General features: G+C 41.3%; 15 protein-coding genes. 12 read left to right on the forward strand and 3 right to left on the reverse strand.

Translation table 11 applies throughout. From position 1 onward, the window contains the following. Positions 1–23 precede the first annotated feature (23 nt). The 4 genes from noc to ACLGGR_RS05160 all read left to right on the forward strand — a co-directional run bounded on the left by noc (position 24) and on the right by ACLGGR_RS05160 (position 3,696). On the forward strand, positions 24–899 hold the full coding sequence (gene noc / locus ACLGGR_RS05145) for a nucleoid occlusion protein (RefSeq protein ID WP_024424067.1): 876 nt from the start codon (positions 24–26) through the stop codon (positions 897–899). Between the two features lie 128 nt (positions 900–1,027). Then, positions 1,028–1,852, forward strand: coding sequence for an orthopoxovirus pf05708 family protein (locus ACLGGR_RS05150; RefSeq protein ID WP_323649441.1), 825 nt, complete (start codon positions 1,028–1,030; stop codon positions 1,850–1,852). Positions 1,853–2,087: 235 nt separating this feature from the next. Continuing rightward, a complete protein-coding gene (gene soj, locus ACLGGR_RS05155; RefSeq protein WP_008360890.1) occupies positions 2,088–2,849 on the forward strand; it encodes a sporulation initiation inhibitor protein Soj in 762 nt (253 codons plus the stop codon). Continuing rightward, entirely contained in the window at positions 2,842–3,696 is an 855-nt protein-coding gene (locus ACLGGR_RS05160; protein WP_048238329.1) for a ParB/RepB/Spo0J family partition protein, read from the forward strand. Before soj ends, ACLGGR_RS05160 begins: the two co-directional genes overlap by 8 nt. Before the next feature lie 25 nt (positions 3,697–3,721). Here the strand turns inward: ACLGGR_RS05160 and yyaC are convergent, their stop codons facing one another. Further along, positions 3,722–4,348 carry a spore protease YyaC gene (gene yyaC / locus ACLGGR_RS05165; protein WP_111291994.1) on the reverse strand — a complete coding sequence of 209 codons (627 nt, stop codon included), beginning with the start codon at positions 4,346–4,348 and terminating at the stop codon, positions 3,722–3,724. Positions 4,349–4,420: 72 nt separating this feature from the next. Here yyaC and ACLGGR_RS05170 point away from each other — a divergent pair, with 72 nt between their 5' ends. Beyond that, complete coding sequence (locus tag ACLGGR_RS05170; protein ID WP_142946024.1) at positions 4,421–5,476, forward strand: YkvI family membrane protein; 1,056 nt, start codon at positions 4,421–4,423, stop codon at positions 5,474–5,476. A gap of 25 nt (positions 5,477–5,501) precedes the next feature. On the opposite strand, the gene ACLGGR_RS05175 is transcribed toward ACLGGR_RS05170, so the two are convergent. Together ACLGGR_RS05175 and ACLGGR_RS05180 are read right to left on the reverse strand one after the other, a co-directional pair. Further along, complete coding sequence (locus tag ACLGGR_RS05175; RefSeq protein WP_142946025.1) at positions 5,502–5,912, reverse strand: hypothetical protein; 411 nt, start codon at positions 5,910–5,912, stop codon at positions 5,502–5,504. 15 nt (positions 5,913–5,927) lie between these two features. Further along, positions 5,928–7,247: a hydrolase gene (locus tag ACLGGR_RS05180; RefSeq protein ID WP_410972623.1), complete on the reverse strand. Its 1,320-nt coding sequence runs from the start codon at positions 7,245–7,247 to the stop codon at positions 5,928–5,930. A 294-nt stretch (positions 7,248–7,541) separates the two neighbouring features. On the opposite strand from ACLGGR_RS05180, the gene ACLGGR_RS05185 reads away from it, so the two are divergent. The 7 genes from ACLGGR_RS05185 to opuFB all read left to right on the forward strand — a co-directional run bounded on the left by ACLGGR_RS05185 (position 7,542) and on the right by opuFB (position 13,003). Continuing rightward, complete coding sequence (locus ACLGGR_RS05185) at positions 7,542–7,748, forward strand: DUF951 domain-containing protein (RefSeq protein WP_008347561.1); 207 nt, start codon at positions 7,542–7,544, stop codon at positions 7,746–7,748. A 216-nt stretch (positions 7,749–7,964) separates the two neighbouring features. Continuing rightward, positions 7,965–9,065, forward strand: coding sequence for a redox-regulated ATPase YchF (ychF, locus tag ACLGGR_RS05190; RefSeq protein ID WP_251216275.1), 1,101 nt, complete (start codon positions 7,965–7,967; stop codon positions 9,063–9,065). Positions 9,066–9,173: 108 nt separating this feature from the next. Then, a complete protein-coding gene (gene rpsF, locus ACLGGR_RS05195; protein ID WP_003215073.1) occupies positions 9,174–9,461 on the forward strand; it encodes a 30S ribosomal protein S6 in 288 nt (95 codons plus the stop codon). A 36-nt stretch (positions 9,462–9,497) separates the two neighbouring features. Then, complete coding sequence (gene ssbA / locus ACLGGR_RS05200) at positions 9,498–10,043, forward strand: single-stranded DNA-binding protein SsbA (protein ID WP_003215157.1); 546 nt, start codon at positions 9,498–9,500, stop codon at positions 10,041–10,043. A gap of 41 nt (positions 10,044–10,084) precedes the next feature. Next, a complete protein-coding gene (gene rpsR / locus ACLGGR_RS05205; RefSeq protein WP_008347556.1) occupies positions 10,085–10,324 on the forward strand; it encodes a 30S ribosomal protein S18 in 240 nt (79 codons plus the stop codon). A gap of 203 nt (positions 10,325–10,527) precedes the next feature. Next, a complete protein-coding gene (locus ACLGGR_RS05210) occupies positions 10,528–11,493 on the forward strand; it encodes an ABC transporter ATP-binding protein (RefSeq protein ID WP_410972624.1) in 966 nt (321 codons plus the stop codon). Then, complete coding sequence (gene opuFB / locus ACLGGR_RS05215; protein ID WP_410972625.1) at positions 11,486–13,003, forward strand: osmoprotectant update ABC transporter permease/substrate-binding subunit OpuFB; 1,518 nt, start codon at positions 11,486–11,488, stop codon at positions 13,001–13,003. Before ACLGGR_RS05210 ends, opuFB begins: the two co-directional genes overlap by 8 nt. Positions 13,004–13,176: the final 173 nt, after the last annotated feature.

The raw sequence follows: 13,176 nt of genomic DNA on the forward strand, positions 1-13,176 counted from the left end.
GTTTTTAAAGGTGGTGTAGGTTCATGAAGCATTCACTCTCACGCTTCTTCGGGCTTGGAGACAAAGAACATCCTGAGCGTGAAACCGAAATAGAGGCAGAGATTGCTGAGCATGATACATTAAAGGAAGAGATACAGGAGCTCCCGGTCGACACAATTATGCCAAACCGTTTTCAGCCACGCACCATTTTTTCAGAAGAAAAGATACAAGAGCTGGCCACGACGATTCATACGCATGGCATTATCCAACCTATTGTTGTTAGACCAACAGAAGAAGAAGGAAAATATGAACTGATCGCCGGCGAAAGACGTTGGAGAGCGGTACAGACTCTTCAATGGGAGAAAATCCCCGCTATTATAAAAGATTTTACTGATACGGAAACGGCATCTGTGGCGTTGATTGAAAATTTGCAAAGAGAAGAGCTGTCTTCTATTGAAGAGGCTCATGCTTATGCACGTCTTTTAGAGCTTCATGATTTAACGCAAGAGGCGCTTGCTCAGCGTTTAGGCAAGGGACAATCAACTGTTGCAAACAAATTAAGACTTTTAAAGTTACCTGAAGAGGTACAACAGGCCATTTTAGAGAAAAAAATCTCTGAAAGGCATGCACGTTCACTTGTGCCCCTAAAGCTTCCAGAATTACAAATCGCGCTATTGCAGGAAATCATCGAAAAGCAGTTGAATGTGAAACAGACTGAAGAGCGTGTAGTGAAGATGCTTGAACAAAAAACGGATCGCAAACCGAAGCCAAAACGTAAGGCGTTTAGTCGTGATACACGAATTGCGATGAATACCATTCGTCAGTCTCTCCACATGGTAGAAGACAGCGGACTTAAAATAAATACCGAGGAAGAAGAGTTTGAGGAATATATCCAATTAACGATTCGAATTCCTAAATAGAAATAAGCTGATGAGCGTACTCGTCAGCTTTTTTTGTTTGTCATATTTCCTGCACACACCATATTTACATAATATTTATAAATTGGTAAAATATGATTTTCATAGTGTGAAGGAGGAGACAACTACTGATGAAAATGAAGAAGACGATTTTCGCCATTATTTTCTATTTACTAATTTCTTTTTCTCTTTTTCCAAATGAAGCGACAATATACGCTGTGAAATCGCCAACGGCTCATGCGGATGAAGGCCTGATGACCAAAGAAGAATTAAACGTTCTGAAGAAGCAAGGTGTTGTTTCTAAAGATGTGACTGTCCAGCAATTTAATCAAGAGTATGCGTCTTCCGATGATTCGATCGACTTGATTACAGCTGACGATGATTTGAAGAACTATGGTTTACGACAAAATAAGCAGGATGAGCTGGTGACGGATGAAAAGCCGCACACCCTCAAGCAACTTTTAGGAAAGCCGTATCCTGGTACCGATATTATTCCTAAAAAAGGAGATATCTTGGTGACAACCACTGATGCTGTGAAGGGTTTGGTTGGACATGCAGGTATCGTCATTAATGAGAAAAGCTATGCTTCTATTCCAGGTTTTCGGCAGCATCCTCAACTTGATTCCATTCATAATTGGTTTCGCTATAGTGCCAATACAAAGGTAATTCGGATTAATCAAGAGGAGAAGGCAGATTTAGCAGGGGAATGGGCATACGATTATGTGAAAGGTCATCCGAAGGCTCGCTACTCCATCACCATGTCAATTCAATCATTGGACCCGACTTATTGTTCAAAGATCGTGTGGCAGGCCTATGGCAAAACAGGGGACGCTTTGGGACATGCGACATTTACCATTAAGACACCATATGGATTTTTAAAAAAGAAAAGCTATAAAACAGTAACTCCTAAGGTCATTGTCAGTGAAGGCCGTAAAATAGGTGAATTATACTTTTGATATGTGACCCTCACTTTTGATAGAAGTGAGGGTTTTGATGTATGTCTATTTCTTTAAAAAAATATATTGATATATCTTTTGATGTGTTTTCATTCGTTTTTTCATGTACGAAAATCAACATTCACCGACGAATTTATAATAGGGAAACAAAAAAAGCAAACGTTTCATACTTTTTTTGATAGAATAGGAAGTATGAATGAATGAGAAACTTGTTAAGTTGAAAGTGGGTGACATCGTGGGAAAAATCATAGCGATTACCAACCAGAAGGGCGGCGTCGGGAAGACGACAACTTCTGTTAATTTGGGTGCGTGTTTAGCATACATAGGCAAACGAGTGTTGTTAGTTGATATTGATCCGCAGGGCAATGCCACGAGTGGCATTGGGATTGAAAAGGCCGACGTAGAGAAGTGTGTGTACGATATTTTAGTTGATGATGCAGATGTTCTTGATGTGATTAAGACGACAGAGGTCGAAAATCTTGATGTCATTCCTGCGACGATACAGCTTGCAGGGGCTGAAATAGAGCTTGTGCCTACAATCTCACGTGAAGTGAGGCTGAAGAGAGCACTTGAATCTGTTAAGCAGAATTATGATTATATGATTATTGACTGCCCGCCATCACTTGGACTACTGACGATTAATGCGTTAACTGCATCCGATTCCGTTTTAATACCAGTTCAGTGCGAATATTATGCGCTTGAAGGATTGAGCCAATTGTTAAACACAGTTCGTCTCGTGCAGAAACATTTAAATACTGATCTTGCCATTGAAGGTGTCTTGCTGACAATGCTTGATGCCAGAACAAATCTTGGAATTCAGGTTATCGAAGAAGTGAAGAAGTACTTTAGAGATAAAGTCTATCAAACCGTAATCCCTAGAAATGTGAGGCTAAGTGAAGCGCCTAGTCATGGGAAGCCGATTATCTTGTATGATCCACGTTCAAGAGGTGCAGATGTCTATTTAGACTTAGCAAAGGAAGTGGATGCGAATGGCTAAAGGTCTTGGAAAGGGTATTAATGCACTATTTAACAACGTAGACTCAAATGAAGAAACGGTTGAAGAAATCAAATTAAAGGATTTGCGTCCGAATCCGTATCAGCCAAGGAAAACGTTTGATGATGATGCGTTGTCTGATCTTAAAGAATCGATTCAGCAGCACGGTGTTTTACAGCCGATCATTGTTCGTAAATCGATTAAAGGATATGACATAGTAGCAGGCGAACGCCGTTTTCGCGCAGCACAACAAGCTGGTCTGACAACAATTCCTGCGATCGTTCGAGAGTTTTCAGAAACGCTCATGAGAGAAATTGCCCTTTTAGAAAACCTGCAGCGTGAGGATCTATCTCCACTAGAGGAAGCGGAAGCCTATGCGTCCTTGCTGGATCATCTAAGTGTGACGCAAGAGGAATTAGCGAAGCGATTAGGGAAAAGCAGACCGCATATTGCGAACCACCTCCGTTTGTTGACTTTACCGGATGACGTACAAAAGCTGATTGCAAATGGAACGTTATCAATGGGACATGGCCGGACATTACTTAGCTTAAAGAACAAAAAGAAGCTAGCGCCTTTGGTAAAGAAAATCGTGGATGAGGGGTTAAACGTACGTCAGGTTGAGAAACTCGTTCAGCAGTTAAATGAAAATGTTCCACGTGAAACAAAGAAAAAAGAAGCACCAAAGGATCGAGTGTTGAAAGAAAGAGAGTCTTTCTTACAAAACTACTTTGGTACTTCAGTGACGATCAAGAAACAGAAGAAAAAAGGGAAAATTGAGATTGAATTTCTCTCCAATGAAGATTTAGAAAGAATCCTTGAATTGCTTTCTACGAGGGAATCATCAGAGTGACCATCTTGATACGAGATGGTCTTTTTTATATTCTCCCAGTGATATTTTGAATAGGGGTGAAGAGAGACCGGCTTTTTTCTCTCGTCCAATCCATTTGGTCAATGTGAGATAGACTTTCAGAAAGTGTATTGGCCATAGACATGACTAGATGAAGACGTGTGTTTTGGAGAACGAAGTATTCCATGAAACCACTCACATTGACGATCCCATTAATATGAATATCTCCTACCTCTGGCAGCTCCTTTTGCACACCAGCTCCAGGCTTTAACGGCCCATCTCCAATTTGGAAGGAACCGACACTTTTCACTCTCCCTAAACAGGCATCAACCGCTACAATAAACGGGTTTTTATGAGCTTGTTCAATTTCAGCGAGCTTTTCTTTTAAATTGACGGCATGTACTGGGTCAGAGAGTGTTCCATATACATGCAGCTTTTTCAAATCCAGACCTGAAAGCTTTGTACCAACAAGTGGACCTAGAGAGTCGCCAGTTGAGCGGTCTGTTCCAATACAGACGATGGCAACGGGTCTTTTTCCTGCTTTCTGAAGATGCGAGAATAAAATACTTTTAAGCTGTTGAATGGCATTTGTATCCGTATGGGACACGTATTCTTTCACCCTATTTCTAAAAAAAAGACCGTTCTTGCTATTCATAGGTCTCACTTCCTTGTCATAGTAGTTAGTAACAGTATACGGAAACAAGCTTAATTCTATACCTATGAGGTGATGATTGTGTGGAAGGCTGGTTCAAGGTGGACGCTTTTAATTTTAGGAAGCTTAATAGGAGCGGGATATGCTTCCGGTCAAGAAATTTGGCAGTTTTTTGGCATTGATAGCGGACTAGCCATTCTACTGTTTACATTGATGTTTATGCTGTCTACCTATGTGGTGTTAAAAATCAGTTATGAGGTGCGTGCCGATCACTTTGTTCCAGTGCTGGAACGACTTGTCGGTCCATGGCTGGCTAAGGTGTATGACGTGTTAATTGTCCTTTATTTATTCACGACAACGACGGTCATGATTGCTGGCGGCGGGGTGACTCTTGAGATGTATCATGTGCCTTTTTGGGTTGGCATCGGCGCGTTCTGTTTGTTTTCATTTATGATTTTTTTCTGGGATGTGAAAGGTCTTTTATCTGTGAATGCTTTCATTATACCAATTTTGGTGGCGGGGCTCATCTATGCGTTTGTTTTTTATTATATGAACCATGATCATATGTGGCGGATTGATTTTGGGCAGCAATACAATTGGCCTGCCAGCATTGTCTTTGCTTCTTTGAACATATTATCTGTTGTGGCAGTGTTGTCTTCGGTTGGGAAAGAAATGAAGGGGCTTGGGGAAGCAAAAGTGGCGAGTATATTAAGCGGTCTCATTTTTGGTGTGATCTCGTATGTGTATAACGAAATACTGGTTGATATTTCTGGAAGCCTTTCAGCAGAGGGAATTCCTTTGTTTACAGTATTAGAAGGGGCGCCGACATCTTTGTTTGTGTTTATGACCGTTGTCCTTTGTCTAGCGATTTATACGACGACGGCAGCAGGTTTATTTGGATTATCCAGCCGGATGCTTTCTTTTGTACGAATGCCCCGCTGGCTGGTTGTATTAGTGATGCTTCTTTTGATGGCACCTTTAACATCTCTTGGGTTTGCCGATTTGATTGCTTTCTTGTATCCGATTTATAGTTTGTTGAATCTTTATTTGCTCGTCTGTTTAATGCTATACCCGATTTTAAGTAAAAAGATATTTTCTCGGCCTAAAAATTATATTGATAAAATAAAATAAGCACCTCTCTTTTTAAGAGCTGTGCTTATTTGATCTGAATTGAATCAATAGCTTCTTTGATATCATCATAGACAGGCATTTGCTTGAGACGCTGGAGGCGATCCTCTAGTTCTGAAATGGCCTGTCCTTTTAAATGCTGGGAGATGTGTTGTTTGACAATGGTTGTCTGGTTTATCATGTCTTCTGCTTTAGACAATTGATACTCCAAGTGCACGCGAGTATTTGCTAATTCGTCGTGCAGCCGCATTTTGAGCAGCCGTTTTAGATCCTTTCGCTGCCCTTCTCTGCGTATGGCCTGAATGGCGGCAATTTCTTCAGGAGACTGCGTTTGTGTGTGTGGTGCCGATTGATTTTCGAATACAGACATGGAGCGGCGGGCACTCACATTTTGCAAGAAACGCTGGGCGTCACTAGGAGGTTTATTTTGATTGATCATGCGATGACTCCTTTCTTAATGAATACCCATTTGCACCGCAAGGCGTCTATCTGCCTTTGCGTAGTCCTCACCCATTGTGTACATATGTCTTGAAAGGGCAGAAAGCTCTTGTTCGTAATCCCTCAGGGTGTACAAGGCATTCAATTGTTTTTCGTGTGAATAAAAGGAGGAATGCGTTTGTTCCATCCTAACTTCCTCTACCAGTGCTTCCACATCACTATGACTTAATAAATCATAGTGGCCAAAGCCGACGAGTCCTTTGAGCTCTTGTTTTACATGATGGACGGCGTCTTTTACGCTTTCATCAATTCCATCGATTTTTTCAAATACAGTGTGCACTTCATGTTCAATAATACTTTGTAAATCATAGGATGAATTTTTCAGTAAATGGGATTTTATGATAATTTCAAGTCCGTTTTGTGCATATGCACGTCCAGAATGAATTTCTTGCAGCAGCATGGCTGTAAAACTTGTATTATGATCAAGCTGTTCGTCTAAAATACGGGCAGATCCATTTGGATGGAATGAATATCCATTTACTTTGAATTCTCCTGAAACGAGAGCTAAAAAAGCATTTGTATCAAAGGATTCGTTCCATTCTATATTCATAGATGCAAAAGCTGATTTTAAAAAGGTGTCAATCTCCCTTTTTTTGTATTTCGCGGATTCTTGGACTGAATCTTGCTGTCGTGGCGGTACGGTGTACTTGACTTGTCCAACCCCTTGATCATGACGATTGAGTAAACCGACGTAATGACTAGGCTGAATATATTCAGTCAACATGCGTGTATATTGACCTTGATTCGCCTTTTGCTGAATCGAAGGCGACAGGCTGCTCCATATATTTGGACTGTCAAAGGTGACGGCTTTTTTGACAGCTGGCTGTTCTGTTGCAACATAAGCACAAACAGCACCGGCAAGGGCTTGTCCAGTGAGATAGATACCTGCATTTGGATGCTTCTGACAGACTGTCTCTATGTATTCCTTCCCTTTAAAAAAGACATGATCTTGATTGCCGTCAAGGGACTTTCTTTCAATTGGATAGGCATAATCTGTTTTGAGCAATGTCTGTGCTGCGTTGTGTACATCTTGCGGTGATGTCACCGTCATTTGGTTTGGCAGTGGACAGTGAAAAGCAACGATGAATTCATCTGATTGTTCTGGCTGCATTGTTAAACCATATAATTTATGGTCGATCTTTAGAAAATCGTGGACAGTGAGCGTTTGCTGACCTATTTCTATCGTATGGTGCTGCTGGTAATTGTCTATATTTCCAGCATGATCGGATATGATTTTATATTCTTTATCAGTTAATCTATCCTTTCGATTGACCATCGTACCTGCTCCCTCACATAACATTTATGCAGATATCATAAATCAAAAAATATGGAAAAACCACAGCGTTCTACCAATAAAAACCTTTTGACCTACAGTGTTTGTGACAATATTGAAAAAAAGCGGAGTTTAAGTAACTATTGGTCACAAATAAAATGATCTAAAAGAAGGGTTTTTTCTTTAATAAAGAATAGGATGAACGATTGAAAGAGACTCTTTGTTTTGTGCATTGCCCTCCATCGCCGTTTTTTTGTACAATAGATGCAATGAAGTGAGCAAGAGAGGTGAAGGCTGATGGCAGACAAAGCGTTTGGGTTACATGATGTTGTTGAAATGAAAAAGCCCCATCCATGTGGTGCCAATCGGTGGAAGGTCATTCGTTTGGGCATGGATATCCGCATTAAATGTGAAGGCTGCGGACACAGCGTGATGATTCCAAGAAGAGATTTTGAACGAAAAATGAAGAAAATTCTCGTCAAGCATGAGGAGCCAACTGCTTAAGTAGGCCTCATGCTTTTTTCATTAAATTTGTCTTTTCTACAGCATAGCCAGATTCAATTTCCCGTTTTAAAGCATTGATTTATTCCTTTTGACGAAGTTTCTTCTATTGAAACTGCATAATGGTTAGCTTGTCTTTTCATGTAAACCTACTTATAATTGCTCTAGGTTCATATTACGCAGTATAACGAGCACGTTTGATATAGAGGAGATGAAAGAATGGCTTTAACAGCTGGTATTGTTGGCTTACCTAACGTCGGGAAGTCAACGCTATTTAATGCAATTACACAGGCTGGAGCGGAGTCTGCTAACTATCCGTTTTGTACCATTGATCCAAACGTCGGAATTGTAGAAGTTCCAGACGAGCGTTTACAAAAGCTAACAGAATTGGTGCAGCCGAAAAAGACAGTTCCCACTGCTTTCGAATTCACTGATATTGCGGGTATTGTCAAAGGAGCATCTAAAGGTGAAGGTTTAGGGAATAAATTCCTTTCTCATATTCGTCAAGTAGATGCGATCTGTCATGTTGTCAGAGCTTTTGCAGACGATAACATTACACACGTAGCTGGTAAGGTTGATCCGGTGTCAGATATTGAAACGATTAATCTTGAATTGATTTTGGCTGATTTAGAAACAGTTGAAAAGCGTTTGGCTCGTGTGAGTAAGCTTGCAAAACAAAAAGATAAGGAAGCGGTAGCTGAATTTGAGATTTTGTCAAAGCTAATGAACGCATTTGAAGCTGGGAAATCGGCAAGATCTGTAGAATTTACTGATGAGCAGCAAAAGCTTGTGAAACAGCTTCATTTACTCACATCTAAACCAGTTCTTTATGTAGCAAATGTGAGTGAGGATGAAGTAGCGGATCATGACGGCAACGAATATGTGCAGCAAATCCGTGAGTTTGCTTCTGGTGAAAACGCTGAAGTCATCGTTGTTTGTGCGAAGATCGAGTCTGAAATTGCAGAGCTTGATGGAGAAGAAAAGCAGATGTTCCTTGAAGAGCTTGGCATCAAAGAGTCAGGTCTAGATCAGCTGATTCAAGCATCTTATTCACTTCTTGGCTTAGCTACTTATTTCACAGCAGGTGAGCAGGAAGTACGCGCTTGGACGTTTAAAAAAGGAATGAAGGCACCGGAATGTGCTGGAATCATTCATACGGACTTTGAGCGTGGGTTTATTCGTGCTGAAACGGTTGCATATGAAGATTTACTTGCTGGCGGAAGCATGTCTGCTGCAAAAGAGGCTGGAAAAGTCCGTCTAGAAGGTAAAGAATATGTAGTGAAAGATGGAGACGTCATTCATTTCCGTTTTAATGTATAGGTTCTTGTCATAGGCCAAGTGATTTGTTATAATATACAATTGTGAGTAATATAATTTATTGCTCCTTGCCCGTTTAGGGCCGCTTAGACCAAAAGGAGGTGCAATCAGATGAGAAAGTACGAAGTTATGTACATCATCCGCCCAACAGTTGACGATGAGGCTAAAAAAGCAGTTATCGAGCGTTTCAATAACGTGTTAACTTCTAACGGTGCGGAGATCACTGGAACAAAGGATTGGGGTAAACGTCGTCTTGCATACGAAATCAACGATTTCCGTGAAGGCTTCTACCAAATCGTAAACGTTCAATCTGACGCTGCAGCAGTTCAAGAATTTGACCGCTTAGCTAAGATCAGTGACGATATCATTCGCCACATTGTTGTTAAAGAAGAAGTATAAATCATTGAAATATATATTTAAAGGTGGTCTTTCAATATGCTAAACCGTGTTGTATTGGTCGGTAGACTAACAAAAGACCCTGAGCTTCGCTACACGCCTAATGGTGCGGCTGTAGCCACGTTTACTCTAGCTGTGAATCGTACGTTTACGAATCAATCTGGAGAGCGTGAAGCCGATTTCATTAACTGTGTTACTTGGAGAAGACAAGCCGAGAACGTGGCTAATTTCTTGAAAAAAGGAAGTCTTGCCGGTGTAGACGGTCGTTTGCAGACAAGAAACTATGAAAATCAGCAGGGACAGCGTGTCTTCGTGACAGAGGTTCAAGCTGAAAGTGTTCAATTTCTTGAGCCTAAGAGCGGCGGTGCTGGTTCAGGTGGATACAGCGGCGGTGGCAATAGCGGAGGCCAGTATTATGGCGGCAGCCAAAACGATCAGAATCCATTTGGAAATGAACCAAGTCAAAATCCATATGGCAATCAAAGTAACCAACAAAATCGTAATCAGGGAAATAGCTTCAATGATGACCCATTTGCGAATGATGGTAAACCGATTGACATCTCCGATGATGATTTGCCATTCTAATTGATCTGAAAAAAATGACTAAAGGAAAGGTGTGAAAACAAATGGCAGGTGGACGCAGAGGCGGTCGTGCGAAACGTCGTAAAGTATGTTTCTTTACTTCTAACGGTATCACGCACATCGATTACAAAGATGTTGATCTTCTTAGAAAGTTTGTTTCTGAGCGTGGTAAAATTTTACCTCGTCGTGTAACAGGAACTAGCGCTAAGTATCAACGTAAATTGACATTAGCGATTAAAAAATCACGTCAAATGGCATTACTTCCATACGTTACTGGTGAGTAAGTCGTTGACTTAAAAGCGGAGAGCCCCCGAGCTCTTCGCTTTTTTTATTTGTCTCACGAAGAAACTTAACTATTTTTGCTAGAGCTGTTTTTGGCAGTCAACCTAGGGGAAGTATGTAAAAGTGACAGTTTATTCTATACAAATATGAGGTTGATCTGTCATATTGGTAGTCTAGTAAATAATTGCAGTCAGGGCGTGGGAAGATGATTGAATTTAAAAAGGTATCGATGCAATTTTCCGATGAGCGCTATGCCGTTCAATCTGTTGATTTGGAGATTCAGCAAGGTGAGTTTTTTGTATTGATTGGACCTAGTGGAAGCGGGAAAACGACGACATTGAAAATGATCAATCGTCTCATTTCTTCTACAGAAGGTGAGATTTACATAAAGGGTCAAAAAATAAGTGATTATGATATGTATGAGCTGCGCTGGGATATCGGTTATGTTCTGCAGCAAATTGCACTTTTTCCTCATATGACCATAGAAGAAAATATTGCTGTGGTGCCAGAGCTCAAACAGTGGAGCCGGCATGAGACCAATCAGCGTGTCGATGAACTCATGTTGATGGTTGGGCTTGATCCTGCTATGTATCGACATCGCAAGCCAGCAGAGCTATCTGGTGGACAGCAGCAGCGTGTCGGTGTGGCACGTGCACTTGCAGCTGATCCTGAGATTGTCCTGATGGATGAACCTTTTAGTGCGTTAGATCCATTAACGAGGGAGAAATTGCAGGATGATCTGCTTGATTTGCAGCGTCGTATTCAAAAAACCATTGTTTTTGTGACGCATGATATGCAGGAAGCTATGAAGCTTGGTGATCGGATTTGTGTGATGAATGAAGGAAAAGTAGTGCAGATCGGACATCCAGAAGAATTGGTTCAACATCCAGCCAATGCCTTTGTACAGGAGTTTGTTTCAGGGGCTGTCCGTCATGTGGAACATCAAGCATTCGAACTGGAGACTTTGACTCAAGCAATGGCTCACGAAGCTCTTTTAGGCTATGAGGCGGTCTCAGCACATGCCACACTGGATGAAGTCTTGTCTCGCTTGGCAAAGCACGAGGAATTGGCTGTTGAAAAGAATGGGGAGTGGATTGGACTAGTGAATCGTCAAGCAGTGATTCAGTTTTTAGCTGATTCTCCTAGAGAGAGGGGCGAGTCACATGAATGATTGGACCCGTGTGTTATGGGAACGAAAAGAACAATTGGGGCACGCTTTACTAGAGCATATTCAAATTTCTTTTATTGCTTTATTTTTAGCAATTTTGATTGCCATTCCATTAGGTATCTATTTAACGAGGGTTCCAAAGCTGGCGGAATGGATCATTGGGGTGACGGCTGTCTTGCAAACGATTCCGTCGCTTGCACTGCTTGGCTTGCTGATTCCTCTCGTGGGGATTGGGCAAGTGCCTGCGATTATTGCGCTTGTGGTCTATGCCTTACTCCCTATTTTAAGAAATACATATACAGGCATTCAGGAGGTTGATCCTTCCCTGAGAGAAGCGGCGCTTGCTATGGGGATGAATCATCGCAAACGGTTATTAAAGGTGGAGCTTCCTCTTGCCATGCCAGTAATCATGGCGGGTATCCGAACCGGGATGGTACTCATTGTGGGAACGGCCACTCTGGCAGCACTGATTGGAGCTGGGGGATTAGGAAGCTTAATCCTGCTGGGAATTGATCGAAATGATATGTCGCTCATTGTTATTGGTGCGATACCAGCTGCCTTACTCGCACTTTTATTTGATGTGGTGCTGCGAACCTTTGAGAAAATTTCCTTTAAAAAGACTGTGATCTCTGTGACTGTTTTTGCTCTGATTGCAGGAGCAGTTGTCGCTGCCCCCTCGCTGTTTCAGCAAGAAAAGAAAGAAATCACCATTGGCGGAAAGTTAGGATCAGAGCCTGAGATTTTGATCTCGATGTATAAGCTTTTAATTGAACAGGATACAGATATTCAAGTGAACCTGAAGCCCGGTCTTGGTAAGACGTCCTTTGTTTTTCAGGCTTTACGCTCTGGTGATATCGACATTTATCCTGAGTTTACAGGTACAGCGATTTCCGAATTCCTCAAAGAAACAGCGAAAAGTACAGATAAAAGAAAAGTGTATGAGCAAGCGCGGCGCGGATTGGAATCGTCCTTTCAGCTTCGCCTTCTTGAGCCTATGGCATACAACAATACGTATGCTTTAGCCGTGCCGCAGTCACTGGCTGATCAATATGAGGTGTCTAACATTTCAGATCTAGGTAAGATCAAAAGCCGTATAAAAGCTGGATTCACCTTAGAATTTTCTGATCGTCAGGATGGGTATCGAGGCATTCAAAAGGTCTATCAATTTTCCTTTGATGATGTCGTGACGATGGAGCCAAAGCTTCGGTATCGAGCAATTCAGAAAGGGGATATCAATTTGGTCGATGCGTATTCGACAGACAGTGAATTGAGACAATACAAATTAAAGGTGCTTGATGATGATCAGCATGTTTTCCCGCCATATCAAGGAGCACCGCTGCTCAGGCAGGAGACATTAACTGAATTCCCTGAGATTGAGACCTCTCTCAATAAGCTTGCGGGTCAAATCACAGACGATGAGATGAGAGAAATGAATTATGAAGTCAATGTGAAGGGGAAGGATGCATTTCAGGTAGCGAAAGCCTATTTAAAAAAGAAAAAATTGCTGCAATAATCAAGGGAAAGCAGGGCTGTTTCATACAAAGCAGCTCTGCTTTTTAAAAGAAAAACAAAAATCATTGACATTTAATTAAAAACATCATATCCTTAATTCGAGATAAATATATTTTTTTAATCTAATATCTCGAATTCGAGATAATATAAAGACGTCAGTAAAGACATAATGAA

This window comes from Bacillus sp. BD48 (genome assembly GCF_046566805.1).
Lineage (GTDB): Bacteria > Bacillota > Bacilli > Bacillales > Bacillaceae > Bacillus > Bacillus safensis.